The sequence below is a fragment of the Mesorhizobium sp. LjNodule214 genome (genome assembly GCF_964252735.1).
Classification (GTDB): Bacteria; Pseudomonadota; Alphaproteobacteria; order Rhizobiales; family Rhizobiaceae; genus Mesorhizobium.
Window position 1 is genome coordinate 722,175 of sequence record NZ_CAXUPE020000001.1, and the last position, 18,827, is coordinate 741,001.

Genomic DNA, 18,827 nt, shown 5'->3' on the forward strand with positions numbered 1-18,827 from the left:
AGATGTTTCACGTGAGTCATTTACCGATACAGAACTGCGAGAAGATGACGTCGAGCAGGTCTTCGACATCAACGGCGCCGACGATCCGACCGAGCCGATCCGCAGCCAGGCGCAGCTCTTCGGCCCGCAACTCCTGTCTGTGCCCCGACAGCGCGGAAGTCAGGAACGCCTTCGTCTCGTCGAGCAGCTCCACATGCCGCAGCCGCGACGGCAGGATGTCGCCGGCCTTGCCGATCTCCGCAGCAGCGCGGCGACCGATCTCGTCCAGCAAATCCGCCAACCCAGTGCCGTCCCTGGTCGAGATCACCGTGACGTAATCTTTCGGCAGAACTGCCAGCTGCTGGCGGTCGACCAGATCGGCCTTGGTTCCGATCTTCAGCATCGGCGCGTCTGAAGGCACCGCACCGGCGTCGACGGGATCGACCATGTCCTCAAGCAACAGCAGCAGATCCGCGCCGCGCGCTTTTGCCCGAGCCTTCTCGATGCCGATCGCCTCCACCTTGCCGGGCGCTTCACGCAGTCCGGCCGTGTCCGTGATCCTGACCCGCATCCCCTTGAGGTCCAGCACCACTTCGAGCAGATCGCGCGTGGTGCCGGGTTCGTCCGTGACGATCGCCGCTTCGCGCCGCGCCAACGCGTTGAACAGGCTGGATTTCCCGGCATTCGGCGCGCCGAGGATGACAACCTCGAACCCATCGCGGATGATCTCGGCGGCGTGGAAGCCGTCGATGTGATGACCGATCTCGCCGATCATCGCCCGCACATCCGACCAGACCGCATCCGAAACGGAGCCGGGCACGTCGTCTTCGTCGGCAAAGTCGATCTCGGCCTCGATCATGGCACGCGCGTGGATGAGGCGCTGGCGCCAGCTCGAGTAGAGTGCGCTTTGCGCGCCCTCGGCGTTCTGCACGGCAAAGCGCCGCTGCGCCTCGGTCTCGGCATTGACGAGATCGGCCAGCGCCTCTGTCTCGACCAGATCGAGCTTGCCGTTGAGAAAGGCGCGGCGCGTGAACTCGCCGGGCTCGGCATGCCGGACGCCATCGAAGCCGGCGATCGTCTCCAGCATTTTCATCGCCACGGCGCGACCGCCATGAACATGGAACTCCGCAACATCCTCGCCGGTGAAGCTTCCGGGGCCGGGGAAGTACAGGACCAGGCCATTGTCGATCAGCGATCCGTCCGTCGCCCGGAATTTGCGCAAGGTCGCGACACGGCCCTTAACCATAGTGCCGGCAATCGTTTCGACCACGAATCGAGTCTTTGGGCCGGAAATGCGGATAACGGCGATGCCGGCCGGCAGGCGCCCGCTGGAAAGCGCAACAATGGACTGAGCTGAAATCATTTGCCCGCTCTACTGAACCGCCCTAGCTTCCGATGAACCGCCCCGGCTTCCCAGCAACCGAGCTTGCCCGTTGACCTTGCCCGCCAAAAACCTGCTCGCCGAAGAGGCCAGCCCCTATCTGCAGCAGCACAGCGGCAATCCGGTGCATTGGCGGGCCTGGTCACCTGCCGCACTCGCCGAAGCCAAGGCGCATGAGCGGCCGATCCTGTTGTCGATCGGCTACGCCGCCTGCCACTGGTGCCATGTCATGGCGCATGAAAGCTTCGAGAACGACATTGTGGCCGCCGTCATGAACCGGCTGTTCGTCAATATCAAGGTCGATCGCGAAGAGCGGCCCGACATCGACCAGATCTATATGGCGGCGCTGCATGCGATGGGCGAGCAGGGCGGCTGGCCCTTGACCATGTTCCTGACCCCGGACGGCAAGCCGTTCTGGGGCGGCACCTATTTTCCACGCGAGGCGCGCTATGGCCGTCCGGGGTTCATCCAGGTGATGGAGGCGGTCGACAAGGCCTGGCGGGAAAAGCGGGAGAGCCTCGCTCAAAGCGCCGACGGCCTGACCAGCCATGTCGAGGCAAGGCTGGCCGGCGCCCACGGCAAAGCCGTGCTCGACCGCGACACGCTCAGCGATCTCGCCGGCCGCATCGACGGCATGATCGACAGGGATCTCGGCGGCCTGCGCGGTGCGCCAAAGTTCCCCAACGCGCCGTTCATGCACACGCTCTGGCTGTCATGGCTGCGCGATGGCCAGAACTCTCACCGAGACGCCGTCCTGCTCAGCCTCGAAAAAATGCTCGCCGGCGGCATCTATGACCATGTCGGCGGCGGATTGAGCCGTTATTCGACCGACGCCGAATGGCTGGTGCCGCATTTCGAAAAGATGCTCTACGACAACGCCCAGCTGATTCGCCTGTGCAACTGGGCCTATGCCGCGACCGGAAACGATTTGTTCCGGATACGTATCGAAGACACGGTCGATTGGCTGCTGCGCGAAATGCGTGTCGAAGGCGGCGCCTTCGCCGCCAGCCTCGATGCCGACAGCGACGGCGAGGAGGGGCTTTTCTACACCTGGAGCAAGGACGAGATCGATTCCGAGCTCGGGGACGATTCGGCTTGGTTTTTCAACTACTTCACACTTTCGGCCCCGCATGGCTGGGAAGGCAAGCCAATCATCCACCAGACAGAGGCCCAGCAAAGGCAAAGCGTCGCCGATCGCGACCAGCTCGTCCCGCTGAAAGCAAAGCTGCTCGCCGCCAGGGAGCAGCGCATCAGGCCCGGTCGCGACGGCAAGGCGCTGACTGACTGGAACGGCCTGATGATCGCGGCATTGGCCGAGGCTGGCCGCGCCCTGACCCGCAGCGACTGGATCGAGGCAGCGGCACAGGCCTTCTCCCACATTGCCGGAGCGAGCCACGAAGGCCGTCTGCCTCATTCCATGCTCGGGGACAAGAAACTGTTCCCGGCGCTGTCCAGCGACTATGCCGCCATGACCAACGCGGCGATTTCCCTGTTCGAGGCTACCGGCGAGCCAAGCTATGTCGATCAAGCCAGGCATTTCGTCGCCCAGCTCGACCTTTGGCACCAGGACAGTGAAAGCACCGGCTATTACCTGACCGCTTCGGACAGCGGCGACGTGCCGATCCGCATCCGGGGCGATGTCGACGAGGCGATCCCGTCGGCCTCAAGCCAGATCATCGAAGCCCTGGTGCGGCTATCATCGGTCACCGGCGACCTCGACCTTGGAGAAAAAGCCTGGGCGACAGCCGAGCATGCCATGGGACGAACCGCGCAACAGGCCTATGGCCAAGCCGGCATCGTCAACGCCTGCGCACTGGCGCTCGAACCGCTGAAGCTGGTGCTTATCGACGATGAGGCGAGTCCAGGCCTCGTTCCGGTCGCGAATCGAAACCCTGACCCGCGGCGGGTCGATATCGTCGTGCAGATCGGCACGGAAGCGAATCGACCGACATTGCCCGGCGGTATTCTGCCGCCAACCGACAAGTCCGGCGCCTGGCTTTGCACCGGGCAGGTCTGCCTGCCTGTGATGACCGATCCAGACGAGCTCGAACGCTTCTTGCGTCGCCAATAGGAATCAGGACGCCTCGCCTTCAGCCGCCTAAGGCAACGCCGCTGTCTCGGTCGACGAGGCAGCCTTTCGTGCCTCCAACAACAAATCCTTGGCAGCGATCACCGCTCCGATTGTGATCAGCATGCAGGCGAGTGCGACGGACCAGTGAAAGACACCAAAGCCCGCCAGCAGAAGCACGATCACCGAAAACAGCGGCGCGGCGTAGGACAAGGCGCCGAGGATCATGATGTCCCCGTGCTTGCAGCCATAGTCCCATGCATAGAAACCGGCGCCGAGCGGTATCGCGCCCAGCACGCCGATTGCGGTCCACTGCGTCAGCGTCTGAGGCCAGACTGTGGTTTCAAGACCAGACGAAGGCGCAGAACAAGGCGATGACATGGCCGGGCATCACGCCATTGGCCAACCCGACCTGGCCGCCCTTGGTAATGACGACGATGGCACCCACCAGGCCAAGGACGACACCCACCACATGGTGGGCTTTCAATCTCTCCCCCGGCAGGAAGGCGGCGAAGACAACGATCAGCAGCGGCCACAGATAGGCGATCAGGCTGACCTCGACCGGCGGCGCCGACTGGATCGCGAAGAAATAGGCGCAGTGGTAGATGCACAGTCCCGCAGCGCCTGTCGCCCAGACCGGCCATGGCTGCCGCAGCGACTGGATCGCTGCCGGGCGCAAGGTCCAGCTGGTTGCGCCGACGAGCGCTCCGAGCAGGAATGTCATTGCTGCAAGTTGAAAGGGCGGGATAGGACCCGCGGCGGTCGAAAGCAGCGCCAGAAAGGACCAGGTTAGGATGGCCGAAAAGCCCACCAGGGTCGGGATTGTCTTCTTCACGTCGCTGCTTCCCACGTTCAAGACGCGAGTAGTGGCATGGAGGTGGAGTTGCCCGCCGCCGCATACGGCCGCTCGGTATCGGGAATGCGACCTGATCCTGCGCAATAAAAAGCCCCATCCGGTTTCCCGGAATGGGGCTTTCAATGCACTGGCCGGAAAACTCCGGCCAGACCTTACGTATTCATCGAATCGAAGAAATCCGCGTTGGTCTTGGTCTGCTTCAGCTTGTCGATGAGGAACTCGATCGCGTCGGTGGTTCCCATCGGCGCCAGGATGCGGCGCAGCACGAAGATCTTCTGCAAGTCGGCGCGCGGGATCAGCAGGTCTTCCTTGCGGGTACCGGACTTGAGGATGTCCATGGCCGGGTAGATGCGCTTGTCGGCCACCTTGCGGTCGAGCTGGATTTCGCAGTTGCCGGTGCCCTTGAACTCTTCGAAGATGACCTCGTCCATGCGGCTGCCGGTATCGATCAGCGCGGTGGCGATGATGGTCAGCGAACCGCCTTCCTCGATGTTGCGGGCGGCGCCGAAGAAGCGCTTCGGCCGCTGCAGCGCATTGGCGTCGACACCGCCGGTCAGCACCTTGCCGGACGACGGCACCACGGTGTTGTAGGCGCGGCCGAGGCGGGTGATGGAATCGAGCAGGATGACGACGTCGCGGCCGTGCTCGACCAGCCGCTTGGCCTTCTCGATGACCATCTCGGCGACCTGAACGTGGCGCACAGCCGGTTCGTCGAAGGTCGATGAGATCACCTCGCCCTTCACCGAGCGCTGCATATCGGTCACTTCTTCCGGCCGCTCGTCGATCAGAAGCACGATCAGATAGCATTCAGGATGGTTGGCGGTGATCGAATGGGCGATGTTCTGCATGAGAACCGTCTTGCCGGTACGCGGCTGCGCATTGATTAACGCGCGCTGTCCCTTGCCGATCGGCGCGACCAGGTCGATGACGCGCGGCGAGATGTCCTTGCTGGTCGGATTCTCGATCTCCATCTTCAGCCGCTTGGTCGGATAGAGCGGCGTCAGATTGTCGAAGTGGATCTTGTGACGAATCTTTTCCGGATCGTCGAAATTGATGGTGTTGACCTTGAGCAGCGCGAAATAGCGCTCGCCTTCTTTCGGGCTGCGGATCGGCCCTTCGACCGTATCGCCGGTCTTCAGTGAAAAGCGCCGGATCTGCGACGGCGAAATGTAGATGTCGTCGGGACCTGGCAAATAGTTGGCATTGGCGGAGCGCAGGAAGCCGAAACCGTCCTGCAGCACTTCGACCACGCCATCGCCGATGATCTCGATATCCTGTGCGGCCAGCTTCTTCAGGATCGCGAACATCAGCTCCTGCTTGCGCATGACGCTGGCGTTCTCGACCTCGAGCGATTCGGCATAAGCGATCAGCTCTGGCGGTTTCTTGTTCTTGAACTCGGTGAGTTTCATTTCTTGCATTAGATGGACTCTGGGTAGGCTTTGGGAAAAATATCGGCGGGATGCGACAAATGCCGGGCGCGGCCGAAAGCGAAAAAGGGGCGGCGCATGACGGGAAGGAAGACCCGTCTTGTATCGTCGGTCCGTTGAAAGAGCAAGCCGCCTTTTGCGGGTCGGCGCGATATCAAAACGGCTTCACGACGACCAGGACGACGATGATGATCATCAGCAATGTGGGGATCTCGTTGACGATCCGCCAGTGCCTTGCCGGTTTTTCGTTCTTGTCCTCGGCGAATTTGCGCACCGCGCCGGCGAGATAGCCATGCAGCGCCGACAGCAAGAGCACCGCGGCGATCTTGGCGTGCAGCCAGCCGCCCTGGAATCCAAAACCTTTCCAGGCAAGCCAGAGGCCGAACACCCAGGTGGCGATCATTGCCGGATTGATGATCGCCCTGAGCAACCGGCGCTCCATCACCTTGAAGGTCTCCGACTGGACAGAACCCTTCTCGGCATCAACGTGATAAACGAACAGCCGCGGCAGATAGAGCATGCCCGCCATCCATGAGATGACGGCAATCACATGGATCGCCTTGGCCCAGGGGTAGAAGCCGTCTGGCGCCGCGAAAAAGAGCAGCGCGGTCAGCACGACCAAAGCGGCGATACCGATGGCCATGCGCTTCATCGCCTGGCCGGTGCTGTTGCTCATGTCGGCCATCAGCGTGTCGCGCTCCGCACCAGTTTCACCATTGCCTCGACATGCGCCACCGGCGTCTCCGGCGTGATGCCATGGCCGAGGTTGAAGATCAGCGGACCATCGCCCAGCGCCTTCAGGATAGAATCAACGCCGTCGGCCAGCGCCTTGCCGCCGGCCACCAGCCGCAACGGATCGAGATTGCCTTGCACCGCACCACCAGCTTGCAACTCTTTCGCCATGCCGAGCGGTACGGTCCAGTCGAGGCCGAGGCCGGTTATGCCGGTCTTCTGCCGATAATCGTGATAGCGCTCTCCAGCGCCCTTTGGAAAGCCGATGATCGGCACCTCGGGATGGATCGCCTTCACCTGCCTGACGATCTGCGCAACCGGCTCGACACAAAAGGCTTCGAAAGAAACGTCGTCGAGCACGCCCGACCACGAGTCGAAAATCTGCACGACATCGGCGCCGGCCTCGATCTGGCGGATCAGGTAGGCGGCCGAATGATCAGCCAGCACTTTCAGCAGGCGGGCAAAGACTTCCGGCTCGCGATAGGCGAATAGCCGCGCCGGCGCCTGGTCGGGCGTGCCATGGCCGGCGATCATGTAGGTCGCCACCGTCCAAGGCGCGCCACAGAAGCCGATCAGCGTCGTCTCGTCAGGCAGTTTCGCCCGCAGCCGACGAACCGTTTCGTAGACCGGTTCGAGATTCACGTGAAACGTTTCGCTCTCCAGAGCCAAAATCTCCGCAGCCGTGATCGGCGTCAGCAGAGGCCCGCGACCCTCTTCGAAGCGCACGTCACGCCCGAGCGCATTGGGCACTACGAGGATGTCGGAGAACAGGATCGAGGCATCGAAGCCGAAGCGCTCGATCGGCTGCAGCGTGACCTCGACGGCGAGGTCGGGATTGTAGCAAAGATCGAGGAAGGACCCAGCCCGCTTCCGCGTCTCCCTGTATTCCGGCAGATAGCGCCCGGCCTGACGCATCATCCAGAGCGGTGGCGGAGACACTGCCTTGCCCTTCAATACGTCCAGCATGATCCGCTTGTGCCGCATGCAGCGTTCGCCTCTCCAGGCCTCTTTCTAAATCAAATATCTTATTTCTAAGAATCTTCTGATTCTAAGAGTCTGTTGGTTGTGGTGGTTGGCACCTGTCCAGCCTGACCGCCCAAAAGGCCAGTCAGCATATTGTCGCGTGCTTCTCCAGCGGGATTGCAGGACTTTGTGGAAGACTTGGAATCCATGACTGGAGTCAATGGCTTGACGTCAGCGCAAGGAAAATGGCTCTGTGGATGGAGGAAGGGGGAAAACGCCAGTCCCCAGACTTGTCCCCAGCCGCCCGACGAAGCCTACAGCACATCGAATTGTGGACAAACTGCCATCTGATACAGTCCCTCTTCGCCGGCCGTTTTCTCAGCCCCCGTTTATCCACATCCGCCCACAGCCTGGAACCAACCCCTGTGAACAAACCCCAGAGCTTCTTTCACCTCCATCTGATTTCGGATGCCACCGGCGAGACGCTGCTGGCCGCTGGGCGCGCGGCTTCCGCGCAATACAAGGACGCGCGCGCCATCGAGCATATCTATCCGCTGATCCGCACCGAAAAGCAGGTGGCCAAGGTGTTCGAGGACATCGAGGAGGAGCCGGGCATCATCCTCTACACCGTCGTCGACCAGAAGCTGGCGCGCGGCATCGACGAACGCTGCGCGGCCATGGGCCTGCCTTGCGTCTCGGTGCTGGAGCCGGTGCTCAGCGTCTTCCAGTCCTATCTCGGCACGCCGGCCGGCCGCCGCGTCGGCGCACAGCACGTGCTCGACGCCGAATATTTCCGCCGTATCGACGCCCTCAACTTCACAATGGAGCATGATGACGGCCAGCTGCCGGCCAATATGGACGACGCCGATATCGTGCTGATCGGCATCTCGCGCACCTCGAAGACGCCGACCAGCATCTATCTCGCCAACAGGGGCATCAAGACCGCCAACATCCCGATCGTGCTCGGCGTGCCGGTGCCGGAAAGCCTGGTCAACGCCAAGACGCCTTTGATCGTCGGCCTGATCGCCACTGCCGAACGCATTTCGCATGTCCGCCAGAACCGCATCCTCGGCAACAGCAGTTCTTATGAGGCGACCGACTATGTCGATCGCGCCGCCATCACCGAGGAACTCGCCTATGCCCGCCAGATCTGCACCAGGCATGGCTGGCCGATGATCGACGTCAGCCGCCGCTCGATCGAGGAGACCGCCGCGGCGATCGTTGCCCTGCGGGGTAAGTCGAGGTAGATGCCGAACTGGAGTTGATGAGAAATTGAATTTCACCTCAACCTACCAGTTTTGAGCGTCGGCGCTGCCCCTCACCCTTACCCTCTCCCCGTAAGGACGGGGAGAGGGGGGGTCGCCAACGTTGCAGCTAGTCCCTTCGCCCCGTTCTTCACGGGGAGAAGATGCCGGCAGGCAGATGAGGGGCAGCACCGAGATCGACAATTGGCTAGTACCGATGCCGGAAACTGAGCGAAAAAAATCATGACCGAGAAAATCATCCTCGCTTCGGGCAGTCCGTTCCGCAAGGCGATGCTCGTCCATGCCGGGCTCGAGATCGAGGCGGTTCCGGCCGATGTCGACGAACGCGCGCTCGAGGCACCGTTGCAGGACAGCGGCGTTTCGCCCGAGGATGTCGCCCTGGTGCTGGCCGAAGCCAAGGCGACCGAGGTCAGCGAACGCAAGCCCGGCGCGCTGGTGCTCGGTTGCGACCAGACGCTGTCGCTCGGCGATGAGGTGTTCCACAAGCCGGCGGACATGGAAGGCGCGCGCCGCCATCTGCTGGCGCTGTCGGGCAGGACGCATCAGCTCAACAGTGCCGCCGTGCTCTGCCGCAACGGTGAGGTGCTGTGGCGCTATGTCGGTGTCGCCAGCCTGACCATGCGCAAGCTCGACCCGGCCTTCATCGGCCGCCATCTGGCGCGTGTCGGCGCCAAGGCGCTCTCCAGCGTCGGCGCCTATCAGATCGAGGGCGAAGGCATCCAGCTCTTCGAAAAGATCGAGGGCGACTATTTTACGATTGTCGGCCTGCCCCTGCTGCCGGTTCTGGCGAAATTGCGCGAGCTCGGAGCCATCGATGGCTGAGGCAGCAAAAACGGCTTTTGTCACCGGACATCCGATCGCGCATTCGCGGTCGCCGAAGATCCACGGTCATTGGCTGGAAAAATACGGCATTGACGGCAGCTACCGGGCGATCGACGTCGCGCCGGACGATTTCGCCGCCTTTCTGAGCACGCTGCGCGACAACGGCTATAGCGGCGGCAACGTCACCATTCCGCACAAGGAATCCGCCTTCGCGCTGGTGGCGCGCCGCGACGAGGCGGCCGAAGCGATCGGCGCCGTCAACACGCTGTGGTTCGAGGACGGCGCATTGTGGGGCGGCAATACCGACGGCCATGGCTTCGCCGCCAATCTCGACCAGCGCGCGCCGGGCTGGGCAGAACATGGTCCGGCCGTGGTGCTCGGCGCCGGCGGCGCTTCGCGTGCCGTCATCCATGCACTGGTTGAGCGGGGCATCAAAGACGTCCGCATCGTCAACCGCACGCTTGCGAGGGCGCAGGAGTTGGCTCGCCGCTTCGGCGCGGGGGTCTCCGCCCATGGCGAGCAGGCGACCGGCGAATTGCTGGCCGATGCCGGCCTGCTCATCAACACAACAGCACTCGGCATGCATGGCAACGAGGCTCTTGCCGCCGATCCGGCCGGATTGCCCGATCACGCCATCGTCACCGACATTGTTTACGTGCCGCTGGAGACGCCGCTGCTTGCCGCGGCGCGCGCGAGAAATCTAAGGACGGTCGACGGGCTCGGCATGCTGCTGCACCAGGCCGTGCCCGGGTTCGAGCGCTGGTTCGGCATCAGGCCGGACGTCACCGCCGAGCTCCGGCAACTGATCGTCGCCGATATCGGTGCAAAATGATGATCGTGCTCGGCCTCACCGGATCGATCGGCATGGGCAAGTCGACCACGGCAAAGATGTTCGCCGAGGCCGGCGTGCCGGTGCATGATTCCGACGAGACGGTGCATCGTCTCTATGCCGGCAAGGCCGCCCCGCTGGTCGAGGCGGCCTTTCCCGGCACAACCGATGCCGGGGTGGTCGACCGCACGAAGCTCGCCGGACGCGTGCTCGGCGACGCCGCGGCGCTGAAGATGCTGGAAGCGATCGTCCATCCGTTAGTGCGCGCCGACGCCGACGCCTTCCTGGCCAGGCACCGCGCCGCCGGCGCGCCGCTTGCCGTGCTCGATATCCCGCTCTTGTTCGAGACCGGCGGGCGAAACCGCGTCGACAAGGTCGTGGTCGTCACCGCGCCGCCAGAAATCCAGCGCGCTCGCGTGCTGGCGCGGCCCGGCATGAACGAAGAAAAGCTGGCGGCGATCCTGGCCAAGCAGGTTCCCGATGCCGAAAAGCGCAAGCAGGCCGATTTCATCATCGACACCGGTGAGGGTTTCGATGCCGCGCGCGCCGCGGTCGGGGCCATCATCGCCGAACTGACAGGGGATAAGCCCGGCAGGGACGGCTCCTGACACTACAGCGCCGCGCGTCCATCGGACGCGCAAAGGACGCTGTAGCACTTTGATTTTGCGCATGATCCTTTCCGAAAATCGGTTCCGATTTTCGGGGATCATGCGTAGGCCGTCAGCATTGCCCATTGCCATTTTGTTCCGGTGTATGATTCTGCTCCTTTAGAGCGGACTGATTCGATGCGCGAGATCATCTTCGATACGGAAACCACGGGCCTCGACTCGCGCGAGGACCGCGTCATCGAGCTTGGCGGCGTCGAGCTGGTCAACCGCTTTCCGACCGGCCGCACCTTCCATAAATTCATCAACCCGCAAGGCAGGCCGATCCATCACGAAGCGCAGGCCGTTCACGGCATCAGCGCCGCCGACCTCGTCGGCAAGCCGACTTTTTCCGAAATCGCCGACGAGTGGCTGGCCTTCACCGACGGCGCCAAGCTCGTCGCCCACAACGCCAATTTCGATATCGGCTTCCTCAATCTCGAATTCGGCCGGCTCGACCATCCCGCCATCGATCCCGGCCGCGTCGTCGATACGCTGGCGCTGGCGCGCCGCAAGCATCCGATGGGGCCAAACTCTCTGGATGCGCTCTGCCGCCGCTACGGCATCGACAACGGCCACCGCACCAAGCACGGCGCCCTGCTCGATTCGGAATTGCTGGCCGAGGTCTATATCGAGCTCATCGGCGGCAAGCAGGCAGCGCTCATCCTCGACACGGTGGCGGTGCAGGTGAACGGCTCGGGTGACGTAGCCGACATTGACATCAGCATCGCCGCGAGACCAATCGCCCTGCCGCCGCGCCTGACCGAGGCCGACCGCACGGCCCATGCCGGGTTGGTCGCCACGCTCGGGGAGAAGGCGTTGTGGTTGAGGGTGGCGGCGGGCTGATTTTAGGTTCTGCTCCAATCGCAAACCGTTGCGGTTGGCCGAAGCGAGGGCCTCAGCCAACCTCGAAGATTCGCTGTCCCTTCGACGTCTCCAACAAAAAAGCCCGGCGCGAAGCCGGGCCTTTCAAAACCGCGAGAAAGCTGCTCTCAGCTAACCTTCACCTTCGACGCCGCCTGGTCCTCGGCCAGCTTCTGCTGGAACATCTGCGCGAAATCGATTGGGTCGAGCATCAGCGGCGGGAAGCCGCCGTTGCGGGTCGCCTCGGCGATGATCTGCCGAGCGAACGGGAACAGCAGCCGCGGGCATTCGATGAACAGGATCGGCAGCATGTGCTCCTGCGGGAAGCCGCTGATGGCGAACACGCCGCCATAGACCAGCTCAACGTTGAACAGCACTTCCTGGTCGAACGACGCCTTGGCGTTCAACGTCAAATTGACGTCGAACTGCTTGTCCGAGAGCGGATTGGCGTTGACGTTGACATTGATGGCGATGCCGGGCGCCTTGTCGCGGCCGCGCAGCGAATTCGGCGCGCCGGGGCTTTCGAAGGACAGGTCCTTCACATATTGGGCGAGCACGTTGAGTGCCGGCTGCGCTGCATTGTTGTTGCCATTGGCGGCGCCGACCGGCGCGTCATCTTTGCTGGCCATGAGCCTTTGTCCTTTTGCCTGGGCAGCAGTGCTGACCGGATTGAAACCGGGGGTTCGCTACCATGGTCGGCATGACAAGACAAGGTTTGCCGCCTTCGGCTCGTCCCCGGACCTGGATCGTGCCAGCTCTAATCGTCCTTAAGCCGGCGCCAGGGGGAATTGTGGTCCGGGCCTCGGTTGTAGTCGTCGGCGCGCGTATAATCGCCGTCGTCGAGATCGATGACCTTGTCGCGTGGCCTCGTCCGGAAACCGCTGCCGCTGAAGCTGGTCGCCAGCACGATCCGGCCTTTTAGCATCCGCCAGGCCAGGTCGCGCACCGGCGGCAGCAGCAACAGGATGGCGAAGACGTCGGTGATGAAACCGGGAATGATCAGAAGGATCGCCGCCAGCACGATCATGGCGCCATGCGCGAGCTGGTGGCTCGGATCGCGCCCGGCATCCATTTCGGCGCGCACGCGTGTCATGACGCCGAAACCCTGGTGGCGTAGCAGCAGGCTGCCTGCAATGGTCGAAGCCAGCACCAGGCCGACCGTCGCCAGCGCGCCGATCTGGCTGCCGACAATGACAAAACCGGCAATTTCCAGCAGGGGAAGCGCGAGCAGGAACAGGGGAAGCAACGAAATACGCAAGTCTTGGCCGATCATTTCCATGTTTTGCCGGCCAGCGCGCAATCGCCGCTGGCACCGGAGCTGTTAGATAGGTATGCCTGCCTTTGATTTGAATGATTGCGCCTAGCGTTCTATATGCTTTGAATGTTGAACGCTATGCGACTGTGGCCTCTCGGCTGGCCGGGGTCCGGCCTGGGCAGGGATTGAATTGGCGGAAGATATGGGTTTCTTCGACTTCGGCACGATTTTCTTTCTGATTGCGGCGGTTGTGATCTTTTTCCAGCTGCGCAACGTGCTGGGTCGGCGCACGGGAAGCGAACGCCCGCCCTTCGACCCCTATGCGGCGACCAGGGCCCGCGAGGATGCGGCGCAGAAGTCCGAGAATGTGGTTTCGCTGCCGCGCAAGCGCATGCCCGGAGAACCGGCCGCCGACACCTATGCCGCGATCGACGCGTTCGCCAAGCCCGACAGCGACCTCAACAAGGGCCTGCGGACCATCAAGGACAACGATCAGACCTTCGATCCGAAGACCTTCGTCGACGGCGCCAAGATGGCCTATGAGATGATCGTCATGGCCTATGCCGACGGTGATCGCAAAACGCTGAAGAACCTGTTGTCGCGCGAGGTCTATGATGGCTTCGTCGCCGCGATCGGCGACCGCGAGGCGAAGTCGGAGAAGATCCAGTCCTCCTTCGTCGGCATCGACAAGGCCGATATCGTTGCCGCCGAGATGAAGGGCGGCGAGGCGCATATCACGCTGCGCATCGTCAGCGAGCTGATCTCGGCAACGCGCGACAAGGCCGGCACCGTCATCGACGGCGATCCCGAAACCGTCGCCGAGGTCAAGGACGTCTGGACCTTTGCCCGCGACACGCGCTCGCGCGATCCGAACTGGAAGCTCGTCGCCACCGAAGAAGAAGACTGACCCCGGAACCAGCGGCGGGACTGTCGTGTCGCTATCTCCGGCTTTCAGCGAAACATCCTTTGACCGGCTGCCCGGCTGGGCCGATGACGACCACCTGGCTGCCTTTGCCGCCTTTCGCCGTTCGGCCTTCCATGTCCTGACAAAGCCCTATCGCTCCGGCGCGCTCGGTGTCGATTTCGCCGCCTTCGCCGCGGCCTATGACGAGGCGCGCGCTGTTTCGCCGCCGAATCGATCCGAATCCCGAAGCTTCTTCGAACGTCACTTCGTCCCTGCCCGCATCGACGCTGAAAATGGCGGCGCCGGCCTCGTCACCGGCTTCTACGAGCCGGAGGTCGAGGCCTCGCCGGTACGGACCGAACGGTTTTCGGTGCCGCTTCTGTCGCGCCCCGCCGATCTCGTCGATATTGACGACGCCAACCGGCCGGCGGGCATGGACCCCTATATCGCTTTCGCCCGCGATACGCGGAACGGGCCGATCGAATATTTCGACCGCGGTGCGATCGAGCGCGGCGCGCTTGGTGGCAAGGGCCTGGAAATCGCCTGGCTTGCCGACAAGGTCGACGCCTTCTTCGCCCATGTCCAGGGCGCGGCGCGGCTGAAGATGACCGACGGCCGGCTCTGCCGCGTCACCTATGCCGCCAAGTCCGGCCAACGCTTCACCGGGCCCGGCATGATCCTGAGCGAGAGTGGTGAAATTGCGCTGGAAAAGGTGACGATGCAGTCGATCCGCGCCTGGCTCAAGGCGCATCCCGATCGCGTCGACGAGATTCTCTGGCAGAACCGCTCCTACATCTTCTTCCGCGAAGCGGCGGTCGACGACGCCAGCCTCGGCCCCATCGCCGCCGCCAAGGTGCCGCTGACGGCGGGTCGCTCGATTGCCGTCGACCGGCTGCTCCACACATTCGGCACGCCCTTCCATATCGACGCGCCGTCGCTGACCGCCTTCGACGCAAAGCCGTTCCGGCGGCTGATGATCGCGCAGGACACCGGCTCGGCCATCACCGGTCCGGCCCGCGGCGACCTGTTCGCCGGCTCGGGCGGTGCCGCCGGCGAGATCGCCGGCGTCGTGCGCAATGCCGCCGATTTCTACGCGCTGCTCCCGCGTCCGCTCGTTTCGGGGACGGCGCCATGACCCGCCGCATCGACAGGCTGAACGAGGACGACCGTGTCCTGTGGAACCTGGTGGCGCGCACGGCCAAGCCGCTGAAGGGCAAGGCCGCCGTCGTCATTCCGGACATCGTTGTCGACCCAAAGCCGGCGCCGGCGCCCGCTGTCGGCAGTCCGGTCGTCGCCGAGAAACCGAAGACGCAGCATGTTTCGCATGCGCTCGACGAACCGACGCTGGACAGGTTGAAGAAGGGCCGGCTGCCGATCGAGGGCCGCGTCGACCTGCACGGCTTGACCCAGGACGAGGCCTATTCGCTGCTGTTCTCGTTCCTGCATCGGGCGCATGCCGGCGGTATCCGTTATGTGCTGGTCATCACCGGCAAGGGCTCCTCGTCGGGCGGCGACGGCGTGTTGCGGCGCTCGGTGCCGGCCTGGCTGTCGACGCCCGCCTTCCGGCCGCTGGTTTCCAGCCACGACCACGCCGCCCGCAACCATGGCGGCTCGGGCGCCCTCTATGTCCGCATTAGGCGGGTACGTTCATGAAGCCGGGCCTATGACCCCGTTCGGTGAAAAGCTGCGCGCGCTGCGCAAAGAGCGCGGCCTCAGCCAGAAGGCGATGGCCGAGGCCATCGGTGTCAGCGCCGCCTATCTGTCGGCGCTGGAGCACGGCCGGCGCGGCGCGCCGACCTGGACGCTGATCCAGAAGATCATCGGCTATTTCAACGTCATCTGGGACGATGCCGAGGAGCTTGCCCGTCTGGCCGAAGCCTCCCATCCGCGCGTCAGGATCGACACGTCGGGCCTGACGCCTGCCGCCACCGAGCTTGCCAATCTTCTGGCCGAAAACATCGAGAAGCTGGACGAAGCCGAGCTTCGCCGCATCACCGCATCGATCCGCGCAGCACTTGGTCGGCGGGTGTAGTACGCAATTTACGCAAAAGGGACGCGAGTTCGCCCGCGCTGGCGCCGACGTTCGCTTCGCCTGAACAGACGCCCGCCGGCGGACAGCCGGCGGACAACTGTCGTGAGATCATTTCTTGCCGGCCTGGCCGCCCTTGTCTCCACGGCCATTATCGCCACGGTCATGGTCGTGGCCATTGTTTCCACCGCCCAGGCAGTTCGAGTCGCCGGCACCGCAACAGCGGCCGCTCCACAGATCGTTGGTCGACGTGTTGGCGCAGCTGGTGACGGTCTGATCGGCCACAGCAGGCCCGGCCAGGGCCGACATCGCAACGGCGGCGAGAAAGGCATTACGCAGAAAAGCAGTCATTTGAAATCTCCACGGTTGGGTTACGGCTGTGTGTCGCCGGCCGGGAGGAAATGGTTCACGGAGACTGCGAAATCTGATCAGAGGCGATGCGGTGCGCGGCCATCCCATCGAGGGCAGCGCTGCCCCTCATCCGCCTGCCGGCACCTTCTCCCCGTATAGTGACGGGGAGAAGGTGATGGCCGCCGCGTTGGCGCCCATTCTGCAGCGTCGACGATTGGCGAAAACATCGATGACGGCGTCTTTCTCCCCGTCACTATACGGGGAGAAATGCCCGGCAGGGCAATGAGGGGTGGCGCCGACCTACGATAGCTATGGGGTGCGCTGCATAGGGCGCTTGACGCGGCGTGCTTCGAACGCGTCGCGCCTGCGCTTACTGGACCGCGCCGACCAAAACCTGCTGGCCATCGCGGATCGAAACCCAGCGGCCGGTGTTGTCGATCGCCTGACGCTTGAGGAAGCGGTAGCCGGTCTCATCCCACGAGCGAACCTTGTCGGTCAGATTGTCGAGGACGTAGTCGCCCTTGTCGGTGCGCACCGTCAGCACCGCATGGCCCTCGCCGTCCGGCTTGCGGACGACGGTCATCAGCAGATCGGCGAGCGACATACCCATGCGATAGAGGTCGCGGCGCTTCTCCAGGACATAATCCTCGCAGTCGCCCAAGCCGCTGTCCGGATAGGCCCAGACTTCATCCTTGCCGTAGATGTCGTAGTCGCTCAGAGGCTTGACGGCGGCATTCACCTTCGCGGTGACGCTGGTCAGCTTGCGCCAGAGCGCATCGGTCATCCTGGCTGGCGCCAGGCTGCGCGGCCGGATCGAGCATTCGCCCGGGTTGGACTTGCAGAAATCGTAATGTCCGATCGGTTGCGACGTCATCCCGCCGGTCGCCATCGCTCCCGCGGCCAACGCCGGTCCCGCCCAGCATCCCGAAATCGCCAGCCCTGCGACCGCGCACAAGCGCAGCGTCCGTGCCATCGGTGAGGAAATCATAGTCCCCGTTCGCCCTTGTTGTTAAAGAAACGTTAAGAGCGATTTACAGTCCGTGTCAATTATGACTGTGGTCCGATTGATGGCATGGTTACTTTCACCATCCTGACAGCGGCGATTGTGCAACAGGACGATCCCGGTACGCCGGCGCCGCCATTTCGACGCTCGGTTGCACGTCTCACCTTCTAGTAGAGTCAGCTCTTGGCGGAGCGCACCAGCCTCGGCTTTGCGGCAACGCGGTTCTGGCGGCCATAGCTGGTGATGAAGTCGACGATGCGCGGCACGATCTCGGAGCGGAAGCGCGAGCCGTTGAAGACGCCGTAATGGCCGACCGCCGGTTGCATGTAGTGGGCGTGCCGGTCGGCCGGGATGTTGACGCACAGATCGTGCGCGGCCTGGGTCTGGCCGAGGCCGGAGATGTCGTCATTCTCGCCCTCGACCGTGAACAGCGCGACATTGCGGATCGCCGAGGTGTCGACCAGCTCGCCGCGATGCATCATTTCGCCCTTGGGCAGGGCGTGGCGCACGAACACGGTGTCGACGGTCTGCAGATAGAATTCCGCCGTCAGGTCCATCACCGCCAGGTACTCGTCGTAGAAATCGCGGTGCTTCTCGGCATTGTCGCCGTCATGCTTCACCAGATGCATGAAGAAGTCCTTGTGGGCGATGATGTGGCGGTCGAGGTTCATGCTCATGAAGCCCGACAGCTGCAGGAAGCCCGGATAGACCTCGCGGCCAAAACCCGGAACCGGCCAGGGCGCCCGCATGATGACGTTGTCGCGGAACCAGCCGATGCCCTTCTCTTCGGCCAGCAAATTGACCGCTGTCGGATTGCGGCGGGTGTCGATCGGGCCGCCCATCAGCGTCATGGTCGAGGGCACGAAGGGGTCGCCGCGCTTTTCCATCAACGCCACCGCCGCCAGCACCGGCACCGAGGGCTGGCAGACCGCCATGACATGGGTGTCTGGGCCGAGCGCATGGAACATGTCGATGATGTAGTCGATATAGTCGTCGAGGTCGAAGCTGCCGTCGGCCACCGGCACCATGCGGGCGTCGACCCAGTCGGTGATGTGCACGTCGGCGTGCGGCAGCATCGCTTCGACCGTGCCGCGCAGCAGGGTCGCGTAATGGCCCGACATCGGCGCCACGATCAAAAGCTTCGGATCGGGCTTGCGTCCGGCGGGGACCGCGCGCTCGAAACGGACCAGTTTGCAGAACGGCTTCGACCAGACGGTCTTTTCGGTGACGTCGACGCTTTTCCAGTCGACGATGGTCTTGGCCAGCTCGAACTTTGGCTTGCCGTAGCGGCGCGTGGTGCGCTCGAACAATTCGGCGGTCGCCGCGACCGAGCGGCCAAAGGACGTGTGCGAGATCGGGTTGAGCGGATTGGTGTAGAACATCCGCACCGCATCGGCATAGAAGCGGGCGGGCTGCACTGCCGCATGGTTCATTTCGTAGAGCTGGTAGAACATC

The 18,827-nt window shown here is 63.4% G+C and carries 19 protein-coding genes and 1 pseudogene; 10 read left to right on the top strand and 10 right to left on the bottom strand.

The window, feature by feature from the left end; genetic code table 11:
- Positions 1-16: 16 nt before the first annotated feature.
- The gene (gene mnmE / locus ACSQ3Z_RS03455; protein ID WP_436169976.1) at positions 17-1,342 is read right to left on the bottom strand and encodes a tRNA uridine-5-carboxymethylaminomethyl(34) synthesis GTPase MnmE; all 1,326 of its coding nucleotides are present in this window, start codon (positions 1,340-1,342) and stop codon (positions 17-19) included.
- A 70-nt stretch (positions 1,343-1,412) separates the two neighbouring features.
- Here mnmE and ACSQ3Z_RS03460 point away from each other — a divergent pair, with 70 nt between their 5' ends.
- Entirely contained in the window at positions 1,413-3,431 is a 2,019-nt protein-coding gene (locus ACSQ3Z_RS03460; protein WP_436169977.1) for a thioredoxin domain-containing protein, read from the top strand.
- 27 nt (positions 3,432-3,458) lie between these two features.
- Here the strand turns inward: ACSQ3Z_RS03460 and ACSQ3Z_RS03465 are convergent.
- From ACSQ3Z_RS03465 to hemE, 4 genes and pseudogenes are all read right to left on the bottom strand, one after another.
- A pseudogene (locus ACSQ3Z_RS03465) lies at positions 3,459-4,263 on the bottom strand (DMT family transporter).
- A 173-nt stretch (positions 4,264-4,436) separates the two neighbouring features.
- The gene (gene rho / locus ACSQ3Z_RS03470) at positions 4,437-5,702 is read right to left on the bottom strand and encodes a transcription termination factor Rho (RefSeq protein ID WP_436169978.1); all 1,266 of its coding nucleotides are present in this window, start codon (positions 5,700-5,702) and stop codon (positions 4,437-4,439) included.
- Between the two features lie 163 nt (positions 5,703-5,865).
- The gene (gene hemJ, locus ACSQ3Z_RS03475; protein ID WP_436169979.1) at positions 5,866-6,396 is read right to left on the bottom strand and encodes a protoporphyrinogen oxidase HemJ; all 531 of its coding nucleotides are present in this window, start codon (positions 6,394-6,396) and stop codon (positions 5,866-5,868) included.
- Positions 6,396-7,427, bottom strand: a complete 1,032-nt coding sequence (gene hemE, locus ACSQ3Z_RS03480) for a uroporphyrinogen decarboxylase (RefSeq protein WP_436169980.1) — start codon at positions 7,425-7,427, stop codon at positions 6,396-6,398. The genes hemJ and hemE overlap by 1 nt, the downstream gene beginning before the upstream one ends.
- Positions 7,428-7,831: 404 nt before the next feature.
- Here hemE and ACSQ3Z_RS03485 point away from each other — a divergent pair, with 404 nt between their 5' ends.
- From ACSQ3Z_RS03485 to dnaQ, 5 genes are all read left to right on the top strand, one after another.
- Positions 7,832-8,653, top strand: a complete 822-nt coding sequence (locus ACSQ3Z_RS03485; RefSeq protein ID WP_436169981.1) for a pyruvate, water dikinase regulatory protein — start codon at positions 7,832-7,834, stop codon at positions 8,651-8,653.
- Between the two features lie 240 nt (positions 8,654-8,893).
- The gene (locus ACSQ3Z_RS03490; RefSeq protein ID WP_436169982.1) at positions 8,894-9,493 is read left to right on the top strand and encodes a Maf-like protein; all 600 of its coding nucleotides are present in this window, start codon (positions 8,894-8,896) and stop codon (positions 9,491-9,493) included.
- Positions 9,486-10,325 carry a shikimate dehydrogenase gene (locus tag ACSQ3Z_RS03495; RefSeq protein ID WP_436169983.1) on the top strand — a complete coding sequence of 280 codons (840 nt, stop codon included), beginning with the start codon at positions 9,486-9,488 and terminating at the stop codon, positions 10,323-10,325. The genes ACSQ3Z_RS03490 and ACSQ3Z_RS03495 overlap by 8 nt, the downstream gene beginning before the upstream one ends.
- A complete protein-coding gene (coaE, locus tag ACSQ3Z_RS03500) occupies positions 10,325-10,930 on the top strand; it encodes a dephospho-CoA kinase (RefSeq protein ID WP_436171825.1) in 606 nt (201 codons plus the stop codon). Before ACSQ3Z_RS03495 ends, coaE begins: the two co-directional genes overlap by 1 nt.
- A 177-nt stretch (positions 10,931-11,107) precedes the next feature.
- The gene (gene dnaQ, locus ACSQ3Z_RS03505; RefSeq protein WP_436169984.1) at positions 11,108-11,812 is read left to right on the top strand and encodes a DNA polymerase III subunit epsilon; all 705 of its coding nucleotides are present in this window, start codon (positions 11,108-11,110) and stop codon (positions 11,810-11,812) included.
- A 146-nt stretch (positions 11,813-11,958) separates the two neighbouring features.
- On the opposite strand, the gene secB is transcribed toward dnaQ, so the two are convergent.
- On the bottom strand, positions 11,959-12,459 hold the full coding sequence (gene secB / locus ACSQ3Z_RS03510; protein ID WP_436169985.1) for a protein-export chaperone SecB: 501 nt from the start codon (positions 12,457-12,459) through the stop codon (positions 11,959-11,961).
- A gap of 128 nt (positions 12,460-12,587) precedes the next feature.
- The gene (locus ACSQ3Z_RS03515) at positions 12,588-13,088 is read right to left on the bottom strand and encodes an FxsA family protein (protein ID WP_436169986.1); all 501 of its coding nucleotides are present in this window, start codon (positions 13,086-13,088) and stop codon (positions 12,588-12,590) included.
- 199 nt (positions 13,089-13,287) lie between these two features.
- Between ACSQ3Z_RS03515 and ACSQ3Z_RS03520 the strand changes: the two genes are divergently transcribed.
- From ACSQ3Z_RS03520 to ACSQ3Z_RS03535, 4 genes are read left to right on the top strand one after another with little or no spacing between them, the layout of a single operon-like run.
- On the top strand, positions 13,288-13,992 hold the full coding sequence (locus ACSQ3Z_RS03520) for a Tim44/TimA family putative adaptor protein (RefSeq protein WP_436169987.1): 705 nt from the start codon (positions 13,288-13,290) through the stop codon (positions 13,990-13,992).
- 25 nt (positions 13,993-14,017) lie between these two features.
- Complete coding sequence (gene mltA, locus ACSQ3Z_RS03525; protein ID WP_436169988.1) at positions 14,018-15,124, top strand: murein transglycosylase A; 1,107 nt, start codon at positions 14,018-14,020, stop codon at positions 15,122-15,124.
- On the top strand, positions 15,121-15,642 hold the full coding sequence (locus ACSQ3Z_RS03530) for a Smr/MutS family protein (protein ID WP_436169989.1): 522 nt from the start codon (positions 15,121-15,123) through the stop codon (positions 15,640-15,642). Before mltA ends, ACSQ3Z_RS03530 begins: the two co-directional genes overlap by 4 nt.
- A 10-nt stretch (positions 15,643-15,652) precedes the next feature.
- A complete protein-coding gene (locus ACSQ3Z_RS03535) occupies positions 15,653-16,021 on the top strand; it encodes a helix-turn-helix domain-containing protein (protein ID WP_436169990.1) in 369 nt (122 codons plus the stop codon).
- A gap of 108 nt (positions 16,022-16,129) precedes the next feature.
- Here ACSQ3Z_RS03535 and ACSQ3Z_RS03540 read toward each other — a convergent pair whose 3' ends face one another.
- From ACSQ3Z_RS03540 to ACSQ3Z_RS03550, 3 genes are all read right to left on the bottom strand, one after another.
- A complete protein-coding gene (locus ACSQ3Z_RS03540) occupies positions 16,130-16,369 on the bottom strand; it encodes a hypothetical protein (protein ID WP_436169991.1) in 240 nt (79 codons plus the stop codon).
- A 370-nt stretch (positions 16,370-16,739) separates the two neighbouring features.
- Positions 16,740-17,357: a transglutaminase-like cysteine peptidase gene (locus ACSQ3Z_RS03545; protein ID WP_436169992.1), complete on the bottom strand. Its 618-nt coding sequence runs from the start codon at positions 17,355-17,357 to the stop codon at positions 16,740-16,742.
- Positions 17,358-17,548: 191 nt separating this feature from the next.
- Complete coding sequence (locus tag ACSQ3Z_RS03550) at positions 17,549-18,826, bottom strand: polyhydroxyalkanoate depolymerase (protein ID WP_436169993.1); 1,278 nt, start codon at positions 18,824-18,826, stop codon at positions 17,549-17,551.
- Position 18,827 lies beyond the last annotated feature (1 nt).